At 65.5% G+C, this 23,890-nt stretch carries 23 protein-coding genes; 7 read left to right on the forward strand and 16 right to left on the reverse strand.

The genetic code is table 11. The annotated features are described in order from the left end of the window. Positions 1–13: 13 nt before the first annotated feature. The 9 genes from J2808_RS17660 to J2808_RS17700 form a co-directional block, all read right to left on the reverse strand. A complete protein-coding gene (locus J2808_RS17660; RefSeq protein WP_309819206.1) occupies positions 14–1,621 on the reverse strand; it encodes an HNH endonuclease signature motif containing protein in 1,608 nt (535 codons plus the stop codon). A gap of 132 nt (positions 1,622–1,753) precedes the next feature. Beyond that, complete coding sequence (locus J2808_RS17665) at positions 1,754–3,070, reverse strand: ATP-binding protein (protein WP_309819208.1); 1,317 nt, start codon at positions 3,068–3,070, stop codon at positions 1,754–1,756. Positions 3,071–3,214: 144 nt separating this feature from the next. After that, a complete protein-coding gene (locus tag J2808_RS17670; protein WP_309819210.1) occupies positions 3,215–4,591 on the reverse strand; it encodes an FAD-binding oxidoreductase in 1,377 nt (458 codons plus the stop codon). A 311-nt stretch (positions 4,592–4,902) separates the two neighbouring features. Then, positions 4,903–6,414 (reverse strand): amino acid permease, encoded by a 1,512-nt coding sequence (locus J2808_RS17675; protein WP_309819212.1) that lies wholly within the window; start codon positions 6,412–6,414, stop codon positions 4,903–4,905. A 44-nt stretch (positions 6,415–6,458) separates the two neighbouring features. Then, positions 6,459–7,892: an aspartate ammonia-lyase gene (locus J2808_RS17680; RefSeq protein WP_309819214.1), complete on the reverse strand. Its 1,434-nt coding sequence runs from the start codon at positions 7,890–7,892 to the stop codon at positions 6,459–6,461. A gap of 7 nt (positions 7,893–7,899) precedes the next feature. Further along, positions 7,900–9,027, reverse strand: coding sequence for an asparaginase (locus tag J2808_RS17685; protein ID WP_309819216.1), 1,128 nt, complete (start codon positions 9,025–9,027; stop codon positions 7,900–7,902). A gap of 26 nt (positions 9,028–9,053) precedes the next feature. Continuing rightward, positions 9,054–9,785, reverse strand: coding sequence for a FadR/GntR family transcriptional regulator (locus tag J2808_RS17690; protein ID WP_309819218.1), 732 nt, complete (start codon positions 9,783–9,785; stop codon positions 9,054–9,056). Between the two features lie 75 nt (positions 9,786–9,860). Further along, on the reverse strand, positions 9,861–10,001 hold the full coding sequence (locus J2808_RS17695) for a glycoside hydrolase family 15 protein (RefSeq protein WP_309819221.1): 141 nt from the start codon (positions 9,999–10,001) through the stop codon (positions 9,861–9,863). A 144-nt stretch (positions 10,002–10,145) separates the two neighbouring features. Further along, positions 10,146–11,048 carry a hypothetical protein gene (locus J2808_RS17700; protein WP_309819223.1) on the reverse strand — a complete coding sequence of 301 codons (903 nt, stop codon included), beginning with the start codon at positions 11,046–11,048 and terminating at the stop codon, positions 10,146–10,148. Between the two features lie 353 nt (positions 11,049–11,401). Here J2808_RS17700 and J2808_RS17705 point away from each other — a divergent pair, with 353 nt between their 5' ends. Beyond that, entirely contained in the window at positions 11,402–11,680 is a 279-nt protein-coding gene (locus J2808_RS17705; RefSeq protein WP_309819225.1) for a helix-turn-helix transcriptional regulator, read from the forward strand. Next, on the forward strand, positions 11,677–12,921 hold the full coding sequence (locus J2808_RS17710; RefSeq protein WP_309819227.1) for a type II toxin-antitoxin system HipA family toxin: 1,245 nt from the start codon (positions 11,677–11,679) through the stop codon (positions 12,919–12,921). Before J2808_RS17705 ends, J2808_RS17710 begins: the two co-directional genes overlap by 4 nt. A gap of 20 nt (positions 12,922–12,941) precedes the next feature. Here J2808_RS17710 and J2808_RS17715 read toward each other — a convergent pair whose 3' ends face one another. Then, a complete protein-coding gene (locus J2808_RS17715; protein ID WP_309819230.1) occupies positions 12,942–13,874 on the reverse strand; it encodes a hypothetical protein in 933 nt (310 codons plus the stop codon). A 69-nt stretch (positions 13,875–13,943) separates the two neighbouring features. Continuing rightward, positions 13,944–14,561, reverse strand: coding sequence for a uracil-DNA glycosylase family protein (locus J2808_RS17720; protein WP_309819231.1), 618 nt, complete (start codon positions 14,559–14,561; stop codon positions 13,944–13,946). A gap of 126 nt (positions 14,562–14,687) precedes the next feature. Between J2808_RS17720 and J2808_RS17725 the strand changes: the two genes are divergently transcribed. After that, on the forward strand, positions 14,688–15,188 hold the full coding sequence (locus tag J2808_RS17725) for a hypothetical protein (RefSeq protein WP_309819233.1): 501 nt from the start codon (positions 14,688–14,690) through the stop codon (positions 15,186–15,188). Between the two features lie 6 nt (positions 15,189–15,194). On the opposite strand, the gene J2808_RS17730 is transcribed toward J2808_RS17725, so the two are convergent. The 5 genes from J2808_RS17730 to J2808_RS17750 all read right to left on the reverse strand — a co-directional run bounded on the left by J2808_RS17730 (position 15,195) and on the right by J2808_RS17750 (position 19,662). Beyond that, positions 15,195–15,575 carry an RNA-binding S4 domain-containing protein gene (locus tag J2808_RS17730; protein ID WP_309819235.1) on the reverse strand — a complete coding sequence of 127 codons (381 nt, stop codon included), beginning with the start codon at positions 15,573–15,575 and terminating at the stop codon, positions 15,195–15,197. A 59-nt stretch (positions 15,576–15,634) separates the two neighbouring features. Further along, on the reverse strand, positions 15,635–16,294 hold the full coding sequence (locus J2808_RS17735) for a GntR family transcriptional regulator (RefSeq protein WP_309819237.1): 660 nt from the start codon (positions 16,292–16,294) through the stop codon (positions 15,635–15,637). Positions 16,295–16,412: 118 nt separating this feature from the next. Continuing rightward, positions 16,413–17,420, reverse strand: a complete 1,008-nt coding sequence (locus J2808_RS17740) for a transketolase family protein (protein ID WP_309819239.1) — start codon at positions 17,418–17,420, stop codon at positions 16,413–16,415. Further along, on the reverse strand, positions 17,417–18,325 hold the full coding sequence (locus tag J2808_RS17745; RefSeq protein ID WP_309819241.1) for a transketolase: 909 nt from the start codon (positions 18,323–18,325) through the stop codon (positions 17,417–17,419). Before J2808_RS17745 ends, J2808_RS17740 begins: the two co-directional genes overlap by 4 nt. Then, positions 18,325–19,662: an MFS transporter gene (locus J2808_RS17750; RefSeq protein WP_309819243.1), complete on the reverse strand. Its 1,338-nt coding sequence runs from the start codon at positions 19,660–19,662 to the stop codon at positions 18,325–18,327. The genes J2808_RS17745 and J2808_RS17750 overlap by 1 nt, the downstream gene beginning before the upstream one ends. A 189-nt stretch (positions 19,663–19,851) precedes the next feature. On the opposite strand from J2808_RS17750, the gene J2808_RS17755 reads away from it, so the two are divergent. From J2808_RS17755 to J2808_RS17770, 4 genes are all read left to right on the forward strand, one after another. Further along, on the forward strand, positions 19,852–20,676 hold the full coding sequence (locus tag J2808_RS17755; protein ID WP_309819245.1) for a sugar phosphate isomerase/epimerase family protein: 825 nt from the start codon (positions 19,852–19,854) through the stop codon (positions 20,674–20,676). Positions 20,677–20,773: 97 nt separating this feature from the next. Beyond that, positions 20,774–21,547, forward strand: a complete 774-nt coding sequence (locus J2808_RS17760) for an SDR family NAD(P)-dependent oxidoreductase (RefSeq protein WP_309819247.1) — start codon at positions 20,774–20,776, stop codon at positions 21,545–21,547. A gap of 41 nt (positions 21,548–21,588) precedes the next feature. Then, positions 21,589–23,361: a dihydroxyacetone kinase family protein gene (locus J2808_RS17765; protein ID WP_309819249.1), complete on the forward strand. Its 1,773-nt coding sequence runs from the start codon at positions 21,589–21,591 to the stop codon at positions 23,359–23,361. Then, a complete protein-coding gene (locus J2808_RS17770; RefSeq protein ID WP_309819251.1) occupies positions 23,358–23,879 on the forward strand; it encodes an RpiB/LacA/LacB family sugar-phosphate isomerase in 522 nt (173 codons plus the stop codon). Before J2808_RS17765 ends, J2808_RS17770 begins: the two co-directional genes overlap by 4 nt. The last annotated feature ends 11 nt before the right edge of the window (positions 23,880–23,890 follow it).

The following is a 23,890-nucleotide window of genomic DNA, read 5'->3' on the forward strand; positions in this document are numbered from 1 at the left end:
TGCGTGACACGAATCAGCCAGTGCTACCGCGGAGGCCTCGATGTGTCGCAGTGTCCCTCGGTTGTTCAATCAGCCAGAGAAAGTCGGGCACGGAAGGGTAAGGTACCGGCTCCGGTTCCTGGAGGCGCCGCAGCCAATTCCACTCCGGCACTGGATCTGGATCTGCCGGTAGTTGGCTCTTGGGCAAGGCGGGGTCGGGTTGGTTAAGGATTTGGTCTGGCCAGGTTGGTGGTTCCCAGTCGGGGTATTCGCTGGTGTAGTGGCGGCCTGTGGGTGATGTCCAGGCGGGTGGTTCGGTGGGGCTGGCCGTGGTGGGTGTCCAGGCTGTGGTGTGTTTGAGCCTGTGATGTTTCGGGCAGAGTTTGGCCAGATTTGAGATCCCGGTGGTCCCGCCGTTGGCCCAGGCCATCAAATGGTCCGCTTCGTTGTCCAGGGACTGGTTCGAGCAGCCGGGGAACTGGCATTTGCCGTCCCTGAGCCTCAGCCACTGGCGGAGTGCCTTGGGGATGCGGTAGCTGTCCCGGCCGATTTCCAGCGGTGCCCCGTTGCGGGGGTCGGTCAGGACGCGGTGGAACGACTCGGCACCACCGGCCACGAGGGTGCGGGCCATGGATGGCGGGATAGGCCCGTACCCGTCGAGGATGGCGGCTTCATCGGTGAGGCCCATAAGCGCGAACACGGGCACGGTCACCAGGACCTGCGCCGTCGGCGTGGGGATGTTATCGGCGTTGTCCCCGCCCAGCAGCCACGCCGCGACAGCGTCCGCGCGAATCTGGGTGAGGGTCCTGCCCTCGGCGGGGCCTTGGAGGGCACGGGCTGCGGCGGTGCTGCGGTTCCAGATCCCCGATGCCTGATCTGCGGGCAGGTATGCCGAGAGCCAGGCCATCCCGTCCCGGTCCGGGGAATACTCGACCCGCCGGTCCGCGGCGGACCGCGTGTGGCGTTGTTCGATGCTGTCCGGGTGGTGGCGTTCCCGCCACATCCGGGCCTTGGCTCGAAAGCGGGCCGGCACCATTTCACCGGCGGGGCCCCGGGCCGGGTTGGGCGCGTCCGGGTCCAGGAAATGCGCCTCCAGCGCGCGGGCGGCGGCGGGGTCCAGGTTGACCGTTTCGTCGACCATGATCCGGGCGTGCTGCCACAATAAGGTCCCCTCCTGAAGGGCGGCCAGGGTCAAGGGCAGTGCAGTGGTCAAACGGTGGGCCTCACCCAGCAGCCCGCCTGCCGTGCGTTCGCTGACGGTCAGGGCGCACGCAACCTCGGCTTGGATGCCCAACTCCTGGGCGGTCTGCTCCTGCGGGGACATGATGGGCCCCGCGATCAATTGGGCGGCCTCATCGTAACCGCTGGCCGCATGGACCTTCACCGCAGCAAGCATCGCCTCCATCCCGGCCGCTCCGGATAGGACCGTCAGGCACGCCTCAGCCTGCCAACGCACCAGGTCCGCGCGCGGATCCACCGCCGAAGATCCAGTCACAGCAGGGCCACCGAACGACGGGAAATCAGCCGGGTCGCCGGGCCGGCCGTCGCCCGAACCTACAGCCGTCCCACGGAGCACCCCGGCCAGCTGCACAGCAGAGGCCGCAATGGCCTCCAGAATCTCCGCAGCAGCCGTGTTGTCCATACCTCCAGCATGGCAAGGGGGTACGACATTTAAGGCTGGCAGCGTGACCACCCGAGAATAATTTCAGGAAAGTTTTTGCTTCCCACAATTGCGGCTCAGCTGAACGCCAGCCCGCCGCGTGATCTGCCGCGCCTAGACCCGCCCCAACAGGTCGATGTCCTCGAGGAAGTCTTGGTGCACTTCTTCGCTGACGGTGGTCCGGGTCTCCCCGATAGCGTCGAGGTAGTCCTGCGTGGAGGGCCCCTTCCGGACCGCCTCGCGGACTGAAACGCTGCCTCCGGAAGCCGCCCCACCGTCGTCGTACACTGCCTTTTCCAGTGCACGCTGGGACGCGCTGCGGGCGGCGTACTCGATGTCCGCGGGGGAGAAGCCCTCGGTGCGCTCCACGAGGAGTTCCACATCGACGTCGTCCACCACGGCAGCCGGGATGAAGCGCTGCCACATGGCTTCACGGGCCTGGCGGTCCGGGAGGCCGATGGGGATGACATAGTCGAACCGGCCGTGCCTCAAGAAGGCGCTGTCCAGGGACTTGATGAAGTTCGTGGCGCAGACCAGCAGGCGGCCGGGCTGCTCGCGGAACGCAGGGATGATCTTCAGCAGCTCGTTGGTGACGCCCTGCAGCGGCGACGGCGGTTCGCCGGACCGCTGGGAGGCGATCTCCTCCACCTCGTCGATGAAGACCACACAGTGCTCCAGCTCGGCAATCTCCAGGAATGTCTCGCGCAGGGCACCGGCGAGTCCCTTGGGATCGGAGGCGAGCCGCGACGGGAATACCTCCACAAACGGCCACTCCAGCCGGGAGGCAATGGCTTTGGCGAACGTGGTTTTGCCGGTGCCGGGAGGTCCGAACAGCACTACGGCGCGCGGCGGCACCACGCCGTATTCATCGGCGAGGTCGGCCTCCGCCAATGGCAGGACCAGGCGCCGCTCCAGGAGCTCCTTCTCCTTGCGCATGCCGGCGACGTTTTCCCACAGGTCCCGGGCCAGAATCCGGCCGCCGAGCTGCCCGAGCGCACCGAGTTCCTGGCGCTGCACGGGGATGGTCCGCTCGAAGTACCGGAGGTTCTTCTTGAGCGCGAAGCCGCGGCTGAGGAACGCCTCCACCCGGGTTTCGGCTTCGGGCATTAAAGCGGAGAGTTTGTTCAGGCCATGAGGGGCCATCCGGTTTTCGACGGCGGCGAGCAGCGACGTGCCGATCCCCCGGCCGCGGTACTCCGGCAGCGTGGCAAGGAAAACAATCCAGCCCTGGTCGTGTGCCGCGCGTCCGACGGCGGCGCCCACCACCATGTCGCCCTGCACCGCCACCACGGCATGGTCCTTCTCGCAGGACGCCAAGACCTCGGAGAGGGCATAGACGGGCTCCACGTCAGAGGCCTTGAGGGTCTCCCACAGGTGCAGGATCCCGTCCAGGTCCGCTGAGTGGAAATCCCTGATGCGCCAGTTGGTCATGCCGTGTCTCCCGGGTGGTTCGTCGTTGAACTGCAGGTCGTAAAGTGCACAGTGCAGCGCGGTGAAGCGCTCTGCTGAGCATAGGCGATCTGCCCGCGACGGTGGGTTGCGGGAGCGTTGCATTACAAGAGGGGGCGCGGAAGTTCAGGCCGACGGCTTGATGTTCTGGTTGACGTGGAAGAGGTTATCCGGATCGTATTTCGCCTTGATGCTGGCCAGACGCTCGTAGTTACCGGCGTAGTTGTCCTTGATTCGGGACTGGTCATCGGCGTCCATGAAGTTGATGTAGGCCCCGCCTGCACTGTGTTCGTGCAGTGCGTTGCTGTACTCGCGCACCCAGCGCACGTTCGCTTCGTTGTGCGCAGGATTCTCCCACATACCGGCGATCACGGCGGCGATGTCGGCATCCCGGTATGGGAAGGCCGTGGCATCCTTTGGCACCCTCTGGACTGCACCGTTGATGGCATAGAAGTGGTTGGCCGTCTGCTGGCTGGGCACCCCTTCGCCGAAGTGCTTGGCCACCTTGATCACCTCGTCGCTCATGGTGGGCAGGAATTCAGCCTTCCAGTGCGCCTGAAGCCCCTTTGGTAAGGACTCGTCGAACAGCGTGTTGAGGACCGGGTAGGGGAGCGGACCCACAAACGAGCCCGCCACGGGCGCGACGTCCAGGAACGGCTGCCACTGCCGCGGTCCCTCGTCCTGCGGGCCTGTCCAGCCGCCCACGATGACCACTACGGGACGTCCGTGGTACTCCGCCTGCAGGAAGGGGACTTCGGGGCCCTGATGGACGCCGAGGAAAATACCGAGGTCCTCCGGTGCCGAAGCGAGTGTCTCCCGGTACAGCTGTCCCACGGCCTCGATGTGTTCGAGCAGATAGATGACGACTCCGCCGTACACGATATCCACCGGGTGCAGGTTGAATTCAAGGGAGGTGACAACACCAAAATTTCCGGTTCCGCCGCGGAGTGCCCAGAAAAGGTCCTCGTTTTCGGTGGCACTGGCTACCAGGAATTTTCCGTCTGCTGTGACCACGTCGGCGGATTTGAGGTTGTCACAGGACAGCCCGTATTTCCTCGAAAGGTAACCGATCCCGCCGCCCAGGGTCAGGCCGGCTACTCCGGTGGAGCCGATGATGCCCCCCGTGGTGGCAAGGCCGAACGCTTGGGTGGCGTGATTGAAATCGGCCCAGGTAGTGCCTGCTTCGGCGCGGGCAGTGGCCGAGGCCGGGTCCACGCGCACTCCCCGGCGATTAACGAAATCAATAACCAGTCCGTCGTCCCACGTGCCGAAGCCAGGGGCGCTATGGCCGCCACCGCGCACCGCGATGTCCATTCCCGCATCGCGGGCGAAGTTAACGGCCGAGATCACATCCGCTACCTGGGAAACCGGGAGTATGGCAGCGGGACGTTTATTGATCATGCCGTTGTATACGGCCCGGGCTGTGTCGTAGTCCGTGTGATCCGCGGTGATCAGGGTTCCGCGGACTTTTTCCTGTAATGACTGCAGGGAGCTGCTGTTCATGGTGAACTCCGAAGCTGTGTGGATGCTCAGGTGTTCAGGCACCACGCCCCGCCAGCTGGCCGTACCCGATGTGGAGTTGTGAGACCGATGCACCGCAGCAAATCGGTGCGGCCTGGCCGCACGCTCTGCCGAGGCGTGCTTTGTTACTGCGCGGCTGCGGAATGCAGCCAGGAGCCGGACCCTGCGATGGGTCCGGCTCTTCGTAAAGTACGCCCGCGGCAGGGCGCGGTCAATGCCTTTTACGTACGACGGCGGCACCTGGGTTCCGTGGAAACAGAACCCGGGTGCCGCCGTCGGGCGTTACCGGCGCCTTACTTTCTGAACGTGTCTGCAGGCGGGTTGGCAACCACCGGTGCCGTGCCGGTGAAGCCGTCGCGGGCTTCGGCGATTTCGCGGATGCGGGTTCGGCAGGCGTACCAGCCGAACACCATCAGGACGGAGGCGATGGCGGTGACGAGCATGGTGAGGGGGGATTCGATGAAGACCATGACGAGGACGCTGAGGAGGAAGAGGAGGGAGAGGTAGCCGGTGTAGGGGGCGCCGAACATGCGGAAGGAGGGGCGTTTGAGCCAGCCTTTGTCTGCCCAGCGTTTGAGTTGGATCTGGCAGAGCACGATGGTTGCCCAGGTCATGATGATGCCTACGGAGGCGACGTTGAGGACGATTTCGAAGGCTTGGGCGGGGACGAGGTAGTTCAGCGGGACGCCGAGGAGGGATACGCCGGCGGTGATGGCGATGCCGCCGTAGGGGACGCCTGCTTTGTTCATCCGGCCCGCGAACTTGGGGGCGGAGCCGTTTACGGACATGGAGCGCAGGATGCGGCCGGTGGAGTAGAGGCCGGCGTTGAGGGAGGAGAGTGCGGCGGTGAGGACCACGAGGTTCATGATGACGTCCACGCCCTGGATGCCGATGGAGCCGAAGAAGGTCACGAAGGGGCTGACGCCTTTTTCGTAGGAGGTGTAGGGCAGGAGGAGGGCGAGCAGGATGACGGAGCCGACGTAGAACACGGCGATGCGGAAGACCACGGAGTTGATGGCCTTGGGCATGATTTTTTCCGGGTTTTCGGTTTCGCCGGCGGCGGTGCCGACGAGTTCGATGGAGGCGTAGGCGAACAGGACGCCCTGCATCAGGATGATCATGGGGAGCAGGCCGTTGGGGAAGACGCCGCCGTTGTCCGAGAGGAGGCTCAGGCCCACCTGCTGGCCGTCCACGGGGGTGCCGAAGATGACGAAGTAGGTGCCCACGACGAGGAAGATGACGAGGGCGGCGACCTTGATCAGGGCGAACCAGAATTCCATCTCGCCGAAGACCTTGACGGAGACGAGGTTCAGGGCGAGGACCACCACGAGGGCGATCAGGGCCCAGGCCCACTGCGGGACGGCGGCCATCCAGGGGATGTAGTTGCCGAAGAAGTTCATGTAGAGGGCGGCGGCGGTGATGTCCACGATGGTGGTGGTGGCCCAGTTGATCCAGTAGAACCAGCCGGAGACGAACGCGGCTTTCTCGCCGAAGAATTCGCGGGCGTAGGAGACGAACGAGCCTGACGAGGGCCGGTGCAGGACCAGTTCGCCCAGGGCCCGGAGGATGAGGAAGGCGAAGAAGCCGCAGACTGCGTAGGCGATGACCAGCGAGGGTCCTGCGGCGTTGAGGCGGCCGCCGGCGCCGAGGAACAGGCCGGTGCCGATTGCGCCGCCGATGGCGATCATCTGGATCTGCCGGGGCTTGAGGTTCTTGTGGTAGCCCTTGTCCTCCGCGTGCAGGGCGGACTCGGTGGCGTGCGCCTGGGGCGGGACCGTGTGGTCCGTGATGGGGGAATTAGTCATGGGGATGTCCTTTGGGGAAGGTCCTGTGTGGTCAGCGGTTGGGGTTATTTGCTGAGGTTGGCGAGGCGTTCGGGGCTGAGGAGGTCCTGAAGCTGGCCGGCGGTGAGCAGGCCGTGCTCGAGGACGAGTTCCGCGACGCCCTTGCCGGTGGCGAGTGCTTCCTGGGCGATGGCCGTGGCGGTGGCGTAGCCCAGGTGGGGGTTCAGGGCGGTAACCAGGCCGATCGACTGCTCGACGGTGAGGCGGAGGTGCTCGGTGTTGGCGGTGATGCCCCGGACGCAGCGGGCCGTGAGGGTGCGGCAGGCGGCTTCCAGGTGGGAGATGCTCTTGTGGAGGCTGTGGACGATGATCGGTTCAAAGGCGTTGAGCTGGAGTTGCCCGGCCTCGGCGGCCATGGTGATGGTGACGTCGTTGCCGATGACCTCGTAGGCCACCTGGCTGACCACTTCCGGGATCACCGGGTTGATCTTGCCGGGCATGATGGAGGAGCCGGACTGGACGGCCGGGAGGTTGATCTCGCCGAAGCCCGCCCGCGGGCCGGAGGAGAGCAGGCGGAGGTCGTTGCAGATCTTGGAGAGCTTCACGGCCACCCGCTTGAGCACGCCGGACAGGTGCACAAAGGCGCCCACGTCCTGGGTGGCTTCGATGAGGTCGACGGCGGTGACCAGGGGAAGGCCGGTGACTTCGGCCAGGTGCCGGCAGGCGGTCTCGGCGTAGCCGGCGGGGGCGTTCAGCCCCGTCCCGATGGCCGTAGCGCCGAGGTTGATTTCGTGGATAAGCAGTTCGGCCTCTGCCAGGCGCAGGCGGTCCTCGCCGATGGTGATGGCGTAGGTGCCGAATTCCTGCCCCAGGGTCATGGGGACGGCGTCCTGGAGTTGGGTGCGTCCCATCTTCACCACGGTGCGGAATTCCAAGGCCTTGGACGCGAAGGCCTCTTCGAGTTCGGCCAGTGCGTCCAGCAGTTCCCTGCCGGCGAAGATGGTGCCCAGTTTCACGGCGGTGGGGTAGACGTCGTTGGTGGACTGGCTGAGGTTCACATGGTCGTTGGGGTGCAGGCGGGCGTAATCGCCTTTGGGGTGGCCGAGGATTTCGAGGGCGCGGTTCGCGATGACCTCGTTCGCGTTCATGTTCGACGACGTCCCGGCGCCGCCCTGGATCACGTCCACCACAAACTGGTCGCTGAGCTGGCCGTTCATCACGTCGGTGCACGCCTGCTCGATCGCCTGGCCGCGTTCGGCGTCAAGCAGTCCCAGTTCGCGGTTGGTGCGGGCGGCGGCAAGCTTCACGGCGGCCAGTCCCCGGACCAGGTGCATGTTGGAGGACAGCGGCTGTCCGGTGATGGGGAAATTTTCCACAGCGCGCAGGGTATGGACGCCCCAGTATGCGTTGAAGGGGACGTCCCGGTCGCCCAGGAGATCGTGCTCGGACCGGGTTTCCGGTGCGACATCAGTGGCAGAAATGGTGGTCAGGTTGGTCATGTGGTCCTCACGGGGCTTCGTTGACGGGTTTGGACAGGGTTTTCGCAGGCAGGAAATCCAGGGATTGCAGCAGGCCGACTTCGTGGCCGCCGCCCAGGACGGTGGCGGTGCCGATGCCGGCCAGGGGTGCAGTGTTCACGCCGAGCGACTCAAGCACATGGACGGTGGCGGGCATCCGGGCGCGGTCGCCGCCGTCAGAAATCTTGACGGCCACGGCGCGGCCGTCGGGCAGGCCCACGAGCTGCACACCCTCAAAACCATCCTTCGCCACGGCGCCGGGGAGCAGCCGCATCAGCTCGGTGACGTCCCGGCGCTCACCGGCCACCATGTCCGGGTGCTGCTGCATGGCAAGCCCGACGGCGGCTTCCGCGGCCAGCGGGGCGGTCCCGCCGTCGTCGGAGGTACTGGTGGAGGCTGCGGCGGCCGCGATGGTGCCGAACGCGCGGGCCATGCCGCGGAGGGTGAGGGCGAAGAGCGGGGTGCCGCAGCCATCCGTGCTGCGGGCCAGCGGCTCCTCGCCGGTCAGGTCGGCGACGGTGGCCGCGACGACCTGCTGCAGCGGGTGCGACGGGTCCAGGTAGCCCTTGACCGTCCAGCCGTTGATGACGCAGGTCGCGGCCATGGCGGCGTGCTTGCCGGAGCAGTTCTGCGTCACCTGGGTGGCATGGAGTCCCGACCGCAGCCAACTTTCGCGCTCGTTGGTGCCGTAGGGGAGGTCCGTGCTGTTCTCAAGGTCGCTGGCCGCGAGGCCGTGCATGGCGAGGATGCGCTGGGTGCCGCCGCGGTGCTCGGCTCCGCCGGAGTGGCTCGCGGCGGCCAGGGCGAGGAGGCCAGCGGGCAGTTCCAGCCCGGCGCGGAGCATCGCCACGGCCTGCAACGGCTTGAGCGAGGAGCGCGGGTAGAAGGGCGCTAAGGGGTCGCCGGCCGACGCCAGAATGCAACCGTCCGCGGCGGTGGCGATGGCGGAACCGTAGTGGATGCTTTCCACGAGGCCGCCGCGGGTGGCCACCACAAGGGGTGCGTGCTGCGGGAGGTCTCCGGCGTCGATTCCGGGCCGGAATCCGCGTGCGGCCGTGCTGGATGCAACGGCGCCGGAGGCAGCGGTTTGGGCGGCAGGAATGGCAGGGGAAGGCATGGAGTCCTAGGGGTCTGGTTCAGGGATTAGTTGTTGAGGATGGAATCGAGGGCAACGCCCACGGCCCGCAGATGTTCGGCCATCGCGCTGCTGGCTTGGTCCGCTGAGCCGGCTTCGATGGCTTCGAGGATCCGCTGGTGTTCGGTGTCCGAGGCGTGCTGGCGGTCGGCCACCATGTTCAGCGTCTCGGACTGGAAGGCCAGTGCGCCCCGGATATCCGCGACCACGCTGGCGAACACCTTGTTGCCGCTGGCCCGGGCGATGGCGGCGTGGAAGCTGGAGTCCAGGGCTACCCACGATTCGGGGTCGGTTTCCGTGGTCATCGCGGCGACGATGTGCCGCATCGTCTCAAGTTCTTCGTTGGTCCGGCGCTGGGCGGCCAGCCCGGCTGCCGGGACCTCGATGTGGGGCCGGGCTTCGGTGAGGTCCCGGGCGGAGTACTGCCCCAGCGTGAGGTCGTTCGCTACTTTGTCGGCCACCACAAAGGTGCCCTTTCCGGTCTTCGTGACGGTCAGGCCCAACGCCGTGCAGGAACGCAGGGCTTCGCGGATGACCGAGCGGCTGACACCGTACTGCTGCGAGAGGGAAGCCTCGGAACTGAGCTTCCCGCCCACTGCCACCTTGCCGGACTCGATGTCCGCGCGGACCGCATTGAAAACCGCTTCGGCGGCGCTGAGCCGGACGAGGGGCTGGGCTTCGGGGCTCGGGCCGAGGGTCGTAGCAGGCTGTCCTGCTGTCCGGCTGTCTGACAGGTTCACGCTTCAAATATGGCACGGGTCACAGGGTGTGTCAATGTCGGAGCCCCGCAAGGCCTTGACCGGCGACCCCAGGGATCAGGACCGCGAAGCCCTGCGGCGCTGGGCCTTCAGCAGCCGCAACCCGCTGGACAGCACACCCACGTGGCTGAAGGCTTGCGGGAAGTTGCCGAGGAACTCCCCGGTGTCCGGATGGATCTGTTCGGGGAGCAGGCCCAAGGGGTGTGGGCGCCGTTGGGGAACCTGCTCAGCTCACGCGGGCACTGTCCTCAATAGTCCGGAGGATGCGGAACAGTTTCACTACGCTCGTCGCCGAAGAGAATGTCCGGGCCCGATGTTCGACCGGTCCTGGGGGCAGCTTGATCAGGCGTAGCTTTCGACGGTTGAAGCGACCAGTTCGCGAACCGCAGGGCGTTCATGAAATGTCGGCAGGCCTTCCACTGCGCCATCTCCGATAAATCTCAAGACCTCGTCAGCTGTAAAAAGACCGACGCCGCGCGGAGACCATCTCTCGGGTCCTATGGAAGCGGTTCCGGAAACAACGGCAATGATGGGGACAACATTTACGCCGCGGCCCAGAGCTGCGCGGTAGCGGTCTGCGGCATCCGCGATTTTGGTATGACGGTGACCATCGTCGCCCTTGGAAGAGGCCGCCAGCCCTTTCCTGTTCGGGTGCCAGCCGTATTTGGTGGGTAGGTCCAGCCATGAGTCGATCAAATAGACACTGTTTCCGTGAGTTACAACATGCTCCACATCGATCCTCTTGGCTCCGGGCGACTTCAGCCCATGGAATACGTAGATACCGGGAATCCTGACGAGTCTATTCAAAAGCAGACCCATCACCCATATGCCGCTGCGACTGGAATCACCGGAACCTCGACCCCATTCTGACGGTTGTGAACCGTAAACGTACTGGCCGGGGGTAACTGCAATTTCATTCCGTCTAAAGAGCGGCGCTCCGTACCAAGCCAGCGCAAATGCGGCAGCGAGGGCGAAGAGCCCAATCACGCCCTCAGCGTTGGTGCCGGTGCCGGCGCCGACCAGCCGCGACAGTGAGCCAATCGCAAACAGACCCGATACCGCTGCCCCGAGGATGACGGATGTCCTTCTCCTGCTCCAGACCATGAGCGCCGCTATCAGCATCACAAGGCAGCGCAACACGTTGATATAAACGTCATCATCAACCAGTAGGTTGGAAAGGAGAATCGGTACCAGGAACACAAATGCCACGAACGCTGCAAGAAAGCTGATTGCTTTGCCGGACATAGGAGTCTTTTTAGTCACGGCGTTTCCCGCGGCTGATCTGGATGATGCGCCTTCATATCCGCTGAAGTCGGTGCTTAGCCATGTCCCCTGCGTGATTCTGATGCCCCGTTTATGAAGTTCCGACTCCGCTTCCGTCTGCGCGTCTTCCACGAGTTATTCCACCTAGGGTTCGTTGAGTGCCTTTCTACTTTGTATCACTCAACGGAGGATCCACCTCGGTGGCAGCGCTCCGGATGCTGGTTGTCCAACGGGCTCCGGCACGATCGTGCCGGTTGGCGCCTGTTCGTGTGTCCTTATCCGGCGTAGACTCCCCAATAAAAGGAAAACGGCACGATCGTACCTATTGGAGCGCCATGACCGAACCCATCACCACCGTGTTGGCAGCTGAGGTGCGCTCCCGCCGGGGAGATCTGGGCCTCACCCAGCAGGACCTTGCCGACATGGCAGGGGTCTCCGAGCGTTTTGTCCGTTTCGTTGAGCAGGGCAAGCCGAGTGTGCAGCTGGATTCTCTGACCGCCGTGCTGGAAACCTTGGGTCTCGAACTCCGCATCGCTACCCGGACCAGCGAAGCCGCCCGCACTCTCGGCAGTCCGGCGGGTGCACCTCCCAGCACTCGGGACATCAAGCCATGAAGCACCGCATCGCCGACATCTACAAGGCGGGCATTCTGGCCGCACGGCTTGAACGGCACGACGGCGGCACCCGGTTCAGCTACCTGCCGGCCTACCTCACGTCCGGGGGACCCGCCGTCGCCAGTTCCCTTCCGCTCACCAGCGAGCCGGTGCTTTCAGCGGCCGGGGCGGCGCCACCGTATTTCACCGGGCTGCTGCCGGAGGGCCGCCGGCTCAACGCGCTGCGGCGCTCCATCAAAACCAGCGCCGATGACGACCTGTCCCTGCTCATCGCCGCCGGCGGGAACCCGGTGGGCGACGTCCAGATCGTGGGCCACGGCGAGCCGCTGGACCCGGACGAGCACGCCGTCGAGCTGGACCCCAAGCTGCCCATGGATTTCGACCAGTTGCTGGGAGACCCGGACCTGATCGACCCCGTGGCCCTCGCGGGTGTGCAGGACAAGTTGTCCGCCGGGATGATCTCCCTCCCCGTCGCCAGTGCCGGCAAGCGATACATCCTCAAACTCAACGCGCCGGAGTTTCCGCACGTGGTCGAGAACGAGCTGGTGATGTTCAGTTACGCTGCCAAACTGCGCATTCCCGTGAGCCCGGTGCAGCTGATCCGGGACGTCGCGGGCCGGCCGGGCCTGCTCGTGGAGCGGTTCGACCGGATCCCCGTTCCCGGCGGCGGGCCCAACGAGGTCCAGCGGTTGGCAGTGGAGGACGGCGCCCAGGTGCTGAGACTGTACCCTGCGGACAAATACAACGTGAGCTTCGGGACGGTGTGCCATGCGCTGGCGGACTACTGCTCGGCGCCGCTGCCGGCCCTGCGCAACCTCGCTATCCAGGGTGCCTTTGCCTGGCTGAGCGGCAACGGGGACCTGCACGCCAAGAACGTCTCCATGGTCAAGCAGCCGCATGGCGAGTGGACCATCGCGCCCGTCTACGACATCCCCTCCACAGTGGTCTACGGCGACAAGACCCTGGCCCTGACCCTCAGCGGGAAGCGGAGCGGCATCTCGCGGCGGCACTTCCTGGGCTGGGCCAAGGACCTTGGACTAACCGACCGAACTGCCACCCAGGTGGTTGAGTTGGCCCTGAAGGCATCAGGTCCGCTGATCGCCGACCTGGAAGCCGGCGCGGCGTTCGCCGTTGTGAATAGTCCGGGCAGGAACGACGACGGCGGCTCGCCATTTCCGGACATGGTCACCCGGGCATGGGTCAAGGAGCTGAAGCACCGGCGGAGGCTGCTGGAAGGCTAAGCAGGGTGGAGTTCAAGACTTCACGAACCGTCGAACCACTTGATGACGCGCAGGGCACGGAGGGTGTTCCACCGGCTTGGTTGCCCGTCGCCGTCTTCCAGGGCGAAGTGGACCTTACCCGGGTGGGTGTTCTCCAGCAGCCAGGTGCCGTCGGACTGCTGCTTGGACCGCACCACCTCCGCTGCTTCCCGCATGTGTTCGTCCGGACTGCAGCCGGTGGCGCGGAAGTAGTCCAGGCCGCGGAGTACGTCGTAGAACCATCGGGTGGGGTAGGAGAACCTGAGCCAGTCCGGGCTGATCACTTCGCCGGAGGACTTTCGCCGCAGCAAGGCGCGTTCCAGGAGGTATTCCTCTCCCCGCTCCCGCGCCTGCCTCGATTGGGAGGTCCCGCCGGTGGAACGCTCGTGCTCGAGGAGACCCTCAAGGACGCAGATGGTGGTGTGGAAAGAGGAGTGCGTTGAGCCACTTTCTGCCTCGCAGTTCCAGCCGCCGTCGGCGAGCCGCTCCCGGCCCAGCCTCTCCACCACGGAGTCCACCTTTTCGCCGAAGTACGCCCCGAGTGCCACGGTCATGCCGTTGATGCAGGGTTCGGTTTCACCCTCGAAGAAAAGCTGGTTGCCTTCCTCCCAACGGCTGTTGTCCCGCACCAGGGTGATCGCATGCCGGGCCTCCCGGCTGGCTGGGTCCAGCCCGAAGTCGCGGAGCAGCAGCAAGCTGTAGGTGGTGGCCGTCCAGGGCTGGCTGTCCGGATCGTCGTCATGCGCCGGCCAATAGGTGCCGCCGTCCCATTGCCCGCCGGCGCCCTGGAGTTGAAGCAGCCGGGCGCCCCAGCCGTGGGTGGCAACGAGGTTCCGCTCGGCCTGAACCGCGTCAGCTGGAGTGCCGATGAGGTCTCTCATAACCTGCCAGCGGATGGCGGGATCGGAGTCGAGAAGCCAGTCGAGCACGTCCATTCGCCCAACCTAGCACCGCGGCGGGCGGCGCCACAGAGGGGAGTCCCGCCGTCGTGCGGTCCAGTGAGGTTACAGGTGCTGGATGCCCGCCCGCTGCATGGCGTCCTTGTAGACCTCCACGCTCTTGGCCAGGAGGTCCTCCTGCTTGGCTTCGGAAACAGCAAAGGCCCGCCCGCCGAGCGCGCTGGCCTTGTAGATCTTGATGCCGCTGTTCTTCAGCGAAGAGTGGTAGGTCTTCTCGAAGAGGGTGAGGAAGGTGGACGCATCCGTGCCGTGGGCGATGACTGCGGAGACGCGGCGGTTGATCTTCAGGAACTGCCGGAACGGCCGCAGTCCATCGGTCTTTTCCTGGACGTTCAGGGCCGACGGCAGTTCCGGATCCCGGACCCACGGGTAGGCGTTCCACGGCATCACGTAACGCGGCTCGAGTTCCGCGAGCTCGTAGATTTGGGTGGCGCGGCGGGCAGCTTCGTCATCGTTGAAATGGGAGACGAACCCCGATTCAGTGCCCTTGCCGGGGCTCACGTGGAGGCTGACGATCCGGCATTCGTCCTCGTCATGCACGGGGTCGATGTACGGGACGACAGACCCTGGCTTCTTTTCCATCAGTTCATCGCAGAGCTGCGTTACAGCTGCGATGTTTGGTTCCTGTAGCAGGGCCTTTTTTTCGTCCCAGTCAATCGTCACGATCTCTCCCTCAGCAGCACGGCGTCCAGAATCAGGCGTCTTATGCCACTCTACGCTTTTGGAGGTTTGGGTGCGCAGTGCTGATTCGCGCACCGGACCAGCGCCGGGCCGGGTAACGTCGTCAGGATGAACAGGAAAACGCTCAAGTCTGACGGCTTTGTTGGCTTCAGGCCGTTCGACAGCCTGGAGATCATCAGGGTTCCGCAGGGCCCCGGCTTGTTCGCCGTCCTGCGGCCTAACGAGTTCGAACCCCACTTCCTGAAAAGAAGCACCGCCGGCGTTTTCAAAAAGAAGATCCCTACCCTGCCGGCGGACGCCATCTGGGCGGAGTGGGTGGACGGGGCCGACATTCTCTACATCGGCAAGGCAGGGTCCGGGAGCAAGGGCAATCGCGGCCTCCGCATCCAGATCAAGGAGTTCCTGGACTTCGGGAGGGGCCTGCCGCCAGGCCACTGGGACAGCCGGCTGATCTGGCAGCTGACCCACACAGACGAACTGATCCTGTCGTGGAGAGAGCTTCCTGCGGAGGAAGTGAGCCAGGCTGAGGCTTCGTATCACGCAGCCTTCCTCGCGGACCACGGCAAGCTGCCGTTCGCCAACGTCGTGCAGGCCAAACCAAAAAACTAGCCTGAACTACGAGCCCTTAAGCCGTTCCATTTCCCGCCGGTCCTTCTTGGTGGGCCGACCCGCACCACGGTCCCGCTGGGGGAGCCCCAGCGCCGGCGCGACGGGCCGGGGCGGAGTGTGGTCGGTAAAGCAGTGTGACGCCGCCTCCGCACCAACGCGTTTGGCGATCAGGCGGCGGACTTCAAGGATGCGTTCGAAGCCGGACATGCGAATAGTCACTGTCTCGCCGGTGACGAGCGTGGCCGAAGCCTTGGCAGGGCTGCCGTTAAGCCGCACGTGGCCGGCCCGGCACGCGGCAGTAGCGGCGGAGCGGGTTTTGTAGGCGCGGATCGCCCACAGCCACGCATCGAGGCGGACGCTGGCGGGGGAGGAGGGAAGGCTGGTCATGGCTGGCACCGAGTATACGGCGTCGGGCTTTGGCTGGGCGGCGACTAAGGCCCGCCCGCCTACGCCACGAGGTTCGCCGCAGCGGTGTCCATGTGCTCCCGGATGGTGTTCCGGGCCAATGTGGCATCGCCGGTCTCGATCGCGGCGACGATGTCGTAGTGGCGGTCCACGCTCATGTTCATCACGCCCTTGTCCTGGCCGGCGAACATGATGGACATCCGGATGGATCCCTCCAGCGATTCCCACGAGTGCAGCAGGGTTTCGTTGCCGGTGAGCCGGCACAGGGTCCGGTGGAATTCCAGGTCCGACTCGACCCGGTCCTGCAGGCTGGCCTTCTCGGCGGCGGCCATGGCTTCAATGGCGGACTTCAGCGAGCTGATGACGTGCTGGCGGTCGGGGAGTTCGCAGAGGGTGCGGGCGGCCAGCGATTCCAGCGCCGCCCGCACGGAGTAGATGTCGCGGATTTCCTTGGCATCCAGGTGCCGGACGGAGAGGCGGCCGCGGGGTCCGGCGGAAAGCAGGCCTTCCTGTTCCAGCTGGCGCAGGGCTTCCCGGAGGGTGCCGCGGCTGATCTGGAGCATGTCGGACAGTTCGGTTTCCACCAGATGCCTGCCTGGTTCCAGTTCCCCGCTGGTGATGGCGGCGCGCAATGCGGCAAGTGCCTGCTCGCGCAGGCTCTTCTTCTGCAGTCCCAGCAGCGGTGCTGTTGCTCCGGCCATCGTGATACTTCCTCAATGTCAGTGGTCGACTGTTTACAGTCGATCTGTTAACAGTCGATGGTACGGCAGAAGCGCGGCGCCGGGTGGTTTCGGCGCCGCGCTTCTGACCGGATCGGTCCTACTTCAGTTCGGCGAGCACCTTCGCCATGATCTTCTGGACGGTGAGTCCGTAGCGGTCGTGGAGGGTGGGGAGTGCGCCGGCGTCGAGGAACTGGTCCGGCAGGGCTACGGGCACTACGCGTTTGCCGAGTCCGGCCGTGACGACGGCGGAGGCGACGGTTTCGAAGAGGCCGCCGATCACGCTGTGGTTTTCCAGGGTGACCGCGAGCCGGTCGGTGTTGATTTCGGCCAGGACCGTGGCGGCGTCGAACGGTTTGATGGTGGGGGTGTGGACGACGGCGACGTCCACGTTGTGTTCGGCGAGGGCCTTGGCTGCCTGGAGGGCCCGCATGGTCATGAGCCCGGAGGAGATGAAGACAACGTCGTTGCCGCCGCGCAGGACCTTGGCTTTGCCGAGTTCGAAGGTGTAGCCGTACTCGTCCAGGACGGTGGGCACGTTGCCGCGGAGCAGCCGGAGGTAGGTGGGGCCCTCGGAGGCTGCCAGCTGCGGGACGGCCTGTTCGATGTCGATCGAGTCGCAGGGGTCCACGATGGTCAGGTTGGGCATGCCGCGGAAGATCGCCATGTCCTCGGTGGCCTGGTGGCTGGGGCCGTAGCCGGTGGTCAGGCCGGGCAGCCCGCCCACGATGTTCACGTTCAGGTTCGGTTCGGCCGAATCGAGGCAGAGGAAGTCGTAGGCGCGGCGGGCGGCGAACACGGAGTAGGTGGACGCGAACGGGATGAGCCCGGTTTCGGCCAGGCCGGCGGCGGCGCCGAAGAGGAGCTGTTCGGCCATGCCCATCTGGAAGAACCGCTCCGGGAAGGCCTGGGCGAAGATGTGCATATCGGTGTACTTGCCCAGGTCCGCGGTGAGCCCAACGATTTTGTCGTTCTCCTGGGCGGCCTTGACCAGGGCGTGGCCGAACGGTGCGGGCGCCGTTTTCTGGCCGGGGTCCGCGAAGGAAGCGATCATGGCCGAGGTCTTCAGCTTGGGCTTGGGAACCGCCGCTGTTGCTGTGGTGCTCATGCTGAAGCCTTTCCTTCGTATCCTGCGGTGAGTTGTTCGCGGCAGGTCTGCCATTCGTGTTCTTCGATGCGCATGAAGTGCGCCTTCTCGCGCTCCTCCAGCAGCGTCACGCCGCGGCCCACCTTCGTGTCGCAGAGGATCACGGAGGGACGTCCGACGGCGGCGGCCTGGGCGGCTGCGTTGTCGAACGCTGCGAGCAGCGCGCCGACGTCGTTCCCGTCCACGCGCTGGGTGTACCAGCCGAAGGATTCCCATTTTTCGGTGACGGGTTCGGTGCGGAGCACGGTGTCGGTTTTGCCGTCGGCCTGCAGGGCATTGATGTCCACCATGGCGGTGAGGTTGCCGAGCTGGTGGTGGTGGGCGCCCATGGCCGCTTCCCAAGTGGAGCCTTCGTCGAGTTCGCCGTCGGAGAGGAAGTTGTAGATCCTCGCGTCGGAGCCCTGGTAGCGCAGGCCCAAGGCCATGCCCACGGCGATGGTGAGGCCGTGGCCCAGGGAGCCGCCGGAGATTTCCATGCCGGGGGTGTAGGTGGACATGCCGGACATCGGGAGGCGGGAGTCATCCGAGCCGTACGTCTCGAGCTCGGAGATGGGGACGATGCCGGCTTCGGCGAGGGCGGCGTAGTGGCCGATGGCGTAGTGGCCGGTGGAGAGCAGGAACCGGTCCCGGGCCTCCCACTCAGGGTCCTCGGCACGGTAGTTGAGCTGATCGGAGTACACGGTGGCCAGCATGTCAGCAGCACCGAGGGCCTGGCCCACGTAGCCCTGGCCCTGCACCTCGCCCATGTTCAGGGCGTGGTGCCGGATCCGGTACGCCGCGGCTGAAACACTGCCGACGCGTTCGTTTGTGGGAGCGGAAGGGGTTTCCAGGGTGGCAGTCAATTGGGCTTCTTTTGTGGTGGTCATCAGACGTTCACCGACTGGGGGGTGCTTTTGGTGGCCTCATCGGCCAGCTGGCGTTCGCGCTTGCCCCAGGTTTCCCGGGTGACGAGGGCGGCCCAGAGGCCGATCGCTGCGTAGAAGCTGAAGAGGAGGGCGGGGCCCATCCAGCCGAGGGCTACGAACAGCAGGGTGGTGATGAAGGGAGTGAAGCCGGAGACCATGGCGGAGATCTGGTAGGCCAGTGAGGCTCCGGAGGAGCGGGTCTTGGCCTGGAACAGTTCGGGGAACCATGGACCCTGGGCGCCGGCCAGCGAGTTCTGGCACACGGCGTAGGAGATGACGATGGTGGCGATGACGAAGATGAACATTCCGGTGTTCACCAGCAGGAACATGGGGATGCCGAAGAGCAGGGCGAAGGCTGTGGACCAGATGTACAGCGGCCGGCGGCCGATCCTGTCCGTGAGCCGGGCCCAGGCCATGGTGGCGAAGATGCCGATTGCTGAGGCGATGCAGAGGGCCACGAGGGTCTGGGTCTTGTCCGCGAGCTGCTGGGTGTGCAGGTAGGAAATCATGTAGGTGATGGAGACGGCGTAGCCGGCGGTCTCGGCGATGCGCAGGCCGATGCCGCGGACGATGCTGCGCCAGTCGGTCTTGATGACCTCCATGATGGGGTTCTTGACGATCGAGCCGCTGTCCTTGACCTCGTCGAATACAGGGGACTCCGGGACCTTCGAGCGGATGATCAGGCCGACGGCCACCAGCACGATGCTGGCGAGGAACGGGACGCGCCAGGCGAGTTCGCCGCCGAGGTTCACGCTGACCAGGAAGACGAGGTTGGCCAGGAGCAGGCCTACGGGGAAGCCGGCCTGGACGATGCCGGTGTACTTGCCCTTGGACTTCCAGGGTGCGTGCTCGTAGCTCATCAGGATGGCGCCGCCCCATTCAGCGCCGAACGCCAGGCCCTGGACCACGCGGACGAAGACCAGCAGCGCGGGAGCCAGCAGGCCAACCTGCTCGTAGGTGGGCAGGAGGCCAATAAGGAACGTGGCCACACCCATGAGGATCAAAGAAGCTACCAGGACGGGCTTGCGGCCCACCTTGTCGCCAAGGTGGCCACCGATGATGCCGCCGATGGGGCGGGCGGCGAAGCCGACGCCGAGGGTGGCGAAGGCGGCGAGCGTGCCCGTCACCGGATCGCCGGTGGGGAAGAAGGCCGTGCCGAAGTACAGGGCCGCGGCGGTGCCGAATCCGATGAAGTCGTACGTCTCGATGACGGCGCCAACACCGGAACCGATCGCGACTCGTTTTGCGTCCTTGGTGCCATGCACGTGGCCGCGCATTTTCAGAGCTTCATTGCTCATAGCTGTTTCCCTTTCGAAGAGCGAGGAACGCTTCCGCACCGCCGCTGTCGACTGTTAACAAATGATATGCCCAAGTGTGACCCGCATCATTATCCAATGTCAACAGTCAATGTTTGAGGTTGACTGTCAACAATGAATTGACCTACAGTGATTCACATCACCACCCGCTCATCCAGAGGATCAACGACGATGTTCAATTCCCGACTCGGCTGCTCATCCATCAGCTTCAGGCATCAGGACCTGCCAGCCGCCCTGCGGACCATCAGCGGCCTGGGCTTCGAAGAAATCGATCTCGGCGCCCTCCCGGGAGTGTGCGACCACGTTCCGTATAACCTGGATGCAGCTGCCGTCACCGCGGTGACAGCGGAGGTTGCTGCTTCCGGTCTGCGGGTCCGTTCAGTTAACGGGGACATCGGCGATCTCAACGCAGTGCTCGACGCCGGGCAGCAGGCGGCCCGCGAACGGCACCTCGAGGCGCTGCTCACGCTTGCCGCCAATACCGGGGCGAAGGCGCTGGTCCTTCCGTGCGGGGCGCTCAGCCACGAACCGGTAAGGAGCCTCGAGGAGGACCTGGACCTGATTGCCGCCCAGCTCACCCACGCCGGGCAGCGGGCGGCGGAGTTCGGCGTCGGGCTCTGGACCGAGTCCCTGCACTTCCTCCGTTTCTGCTGGAACCTCGAGCGCGCGGAACTGCTGGCGCAGCGGCTGGCGGGTACCGGCGTCGGAATTGTTATGGACTTCAGCCATATTGTCGCCGCCGGCGAAGAGCCGCTGGAGTACCTCAAACGCCATCAGGGCCGGATCTCCCACGTCCACCTCCGCGATGCTGTGCCGGGGAACATCAACCTCAGCATCGGCAACGGCCAGGCAGACTTCGCCGCCGGACTCAGCGGCCTCGCGGCGGGCGGCTACACCGGCCACTTCTCCCTCGAACTCGAAACCCGGGACGTTACCCACCAAGAGCGCCCGGCCGCCGCAGCCAAAGCGGCAAGCTTCATCACCGACCTTCTCTGACCATCGATTGCTCCGTAATTGTCCTTTTGACCCCTCAAAACGGCACTTGTGGAGCAATCGATTCCAAAAAGACACCACAAGTAACCCAAGGAGCATCATGACCACCATCCAGCGCACCGCCGTCCTCACCGGAGCCACCTCGGACCGGGGCATCGGCATCACCACCGCCCGCCGCTACGCCAGCCAGGGCTGGGGTGTGGTGATCCTGGACCTCGACGGCGAGAAGTCCGCCAAGGTCGCCGCCGAAATCGGCAACGAGTTCAACGTGCCGGCGTTCGGCCACGAGATCGACGTCGCCAACGAAAGCTCCGTTAACACCGCCTACGCAGCCGTCAAGAAGGAAATCGACGCGGGCATCCTGCCGGCGGTGGGTGCCCTGGCCAACATCGCCGGCATCACTTCCCCCGTCCCGTTCCTGGAAACCACCCTGGACCTCTGGCACAAGGTGATGGACGTCAACGCCACTGGCACCTACCTGGTCACCAAGGCGTTCCTGCCGGACATGATCGAGAACGGCTGGGGCCGGATCGTGAACATGTCCTCGGTCTCCGCCCAGCGCGGCGGCGGCGTGTTCGGCAAGGTCCCCTACTCCGCAGCCAAGGCCGCGATCCTCGGCCTGACCAAGGCGCTGGCCCGCGAAATCGGAGCCACCGGCGTCACGGTCAATGCCATCACCCCCGGCGCCGTGGACACCAACATCCGCGTGGGCAGCACCGAGGAGCAGGAAGCGGCCATCAACGCCGGCATCCCGCTGGGCCGCAACGCCACCACCGAAGAAATCGCCGCCGTCATCACGTTCCTGTCCTCCGAGGAATCCGCGTACCTCACCGGAACCACCATCGACATCAACGGCGGAAGCCACATCCACTAACAGCCCGCCCCGAAGACCACGTCCACGTCAGAGAGCCCATCATGACCAAGATTTTCAACGATCCGTCCGAGTTCGCGGAAGAAGCCCTTGCCGGATTCTGCGACATCCATTCCGGGCTGGTGCGCCAGGTCCCCGGCGGCGCCGTGCGGCGCCACCGTCCGGCCAAACCCAAAGTGGCGGTCCTGGCCGGCGGCGGGTCCGGGCACTACCCGGCTTTCGCCGGGCTGATCGGCACCGGACTGGCCGACGGCGCCGTGGTGGGAAACATCTTCACCTCGCCCTCTGCGCAGCAGGCCTACGCCGTGGCCAAGGCCGCGGATTCGGGCGCCGGCGTGGTGTTCACCTACGGCAACTACGCCGGTGACGTGATGAACTTCGGCATGGCCAGCGAACGCCTCGCTGCCGAAGGGATCGAGGTTGAAAAGGTCCTGGTAACAGACGACATCGCCAGCGCGCCGCCGTCGGAAGCTGAAAAGCGCCGCGGCATCGCGGGTGACTTCACAGTCTTCAAGATCATGGGCGCGGCCGCCGAAGCGGGCGCTGACCTGGCCGACGTGGTCCGTCTGGGCCGGAAGGCCAACAGCCTGACGAGGACCATCGGCAGCGCGTTCCACGGCTGCACGTTCCCCGGCGCGGACGCCCCGCTGTTCGCGCTCAAGGACAAACAGATGGGACTCGGACTGGGAATCCACGGTGAACCCGGCCTGTTCGACACCGATCTGCCGTCCGCCAAGGAACTCGGCCAGGAGTTCGTCACCCGGCTGCTGGCGGAAACGCCGCCCGGGGCCGGTGACAGGCTCGCTGTGATCCTGAACGGCCTCGGCTCCACCAAGCACGAGGAACTCTTTGTCCTGTGGCTGACTGTGGCCCCGCTGCTCAGGGACGCCGGCTACACGCTGGTTATGCCCGAGGTTGGCGAGCTGGTCACCAGCCTGGACATGTCCGGGGTTTCCCTCACCATCACCTGGCTGGACGACGAACTGGAACCGCTGTGGACGGCGCCGGCGGAGACGCCTGCCTACCGCCGGGGAATCGCCGCCGTCCAGTCGGGCGCCGTGTCCGGCGAGGAAACGTCCGACGGCGCCGCCGCGCCTGCCGCTTTTGAGGCAACCCAGGACTCGCGCGAGTACGCCGCCAACTGCGTGGCGGCCCTGGACGCCGCCCGTGACTGCCTGCACACGGCAGAATCCCGGCTAGGGGACATGGACGCCATTGCCGGGGACGGCGACCACGGCCGCGGAATGGTCCGCGGGATCGACGCCGCAACTTCCGCCGCTGCTGCCGCGGCCGGCCAGGGTGCCGGGGCAGGTTCGGTCCTGATCGCCGCGGGTGATGCCTGGGCGGACAAAGCCGGCGGCACCTCCGGCGTCCTCTGGGGCGCAGGATTGCGGGCATTCGGCGAGTCGCTGGGGGACCAGGGGAGCCCTGACGCCGAGGAACTGGCCGCCGGGGTGCGCGCATTTTCGGACAGAATCGCCGGGCTCGGCAAAGCAGAGCCGGGCGATAAGACCATGGTGGATGCCCTGGTGCCCTTCACGGAAACCTTCACCCGACTGGCAGTGGAAGGCGCAGAGCCGCGCCAGGCATGGGAAGCATCGGCGCTTCAAGCAACGTCGGCGGCCGAGGCCACTGCGTCGCTGCGCCCGTTGAAGGGACGGGCACGGCCCCTCGCCGAAAAGAGCGTGGGCACACCGGATCCAGGGGCCACGTCCCTGGCCATGCTCTTCACCGTGATGGGCCCGTTCCTGGCCGGGTCCGGCCAGCAAGCGCCTGTGACCGCCAACGACAGCCAGCCGGCAGGAGCACTCTCATGACCACGGAACCAGCAACCACCATGCCGGGAAGCACCAAACCGGGAAGCCCGGGGCTACGCCTGGTGCTTGGCGCCGATGAAGCCGGCGTCGACTACAAAAACCGCATCCTGGCCGACCTGCAGGCTGATCCCCGGATCAGCGAAATCATCGACATCGGGGTCAACCGGAGCGACGCCCCGGAGGACTTCGTCAGGCCCTACCCCTACGTTGGCATCGCCGCCGGTGAGCTGATCCGCGACGGGCTTGCCGACCGCGCCATCCTGTTCTGCGGCACCGGCATCGGGGTGGCGATCGCCGCCAACAAGGTGGACGGCATCCGCGCCACCACGGCCCACGATTCCTTCTCCGTTGAGCGCTCGGTCTTGTCCAACGACTGCCAGGTGCTCACGATGGGACAGCGGGTTATCGGCGTGGAACTGGCCAGCAGGCTGGCCAGGGAATGGATCGGCTACACCTTTGATCCCACATCGGCCTCGGCGGACAAGGTCAAGGTGCTCACCACCTTCGAAGGCTGCTGACGCCGTGACTT

The sequence above is a fragment of the Pseudarthrobacter sulfonivorans genome, assembly GCF_031454915.1.
Lineage (GTDB): Bacteria > Actinomycetota > Actinomycetes > Actinomycetales > Micrococcaceae > Arthrobacter > Arthrobacter sulfonivorans_C.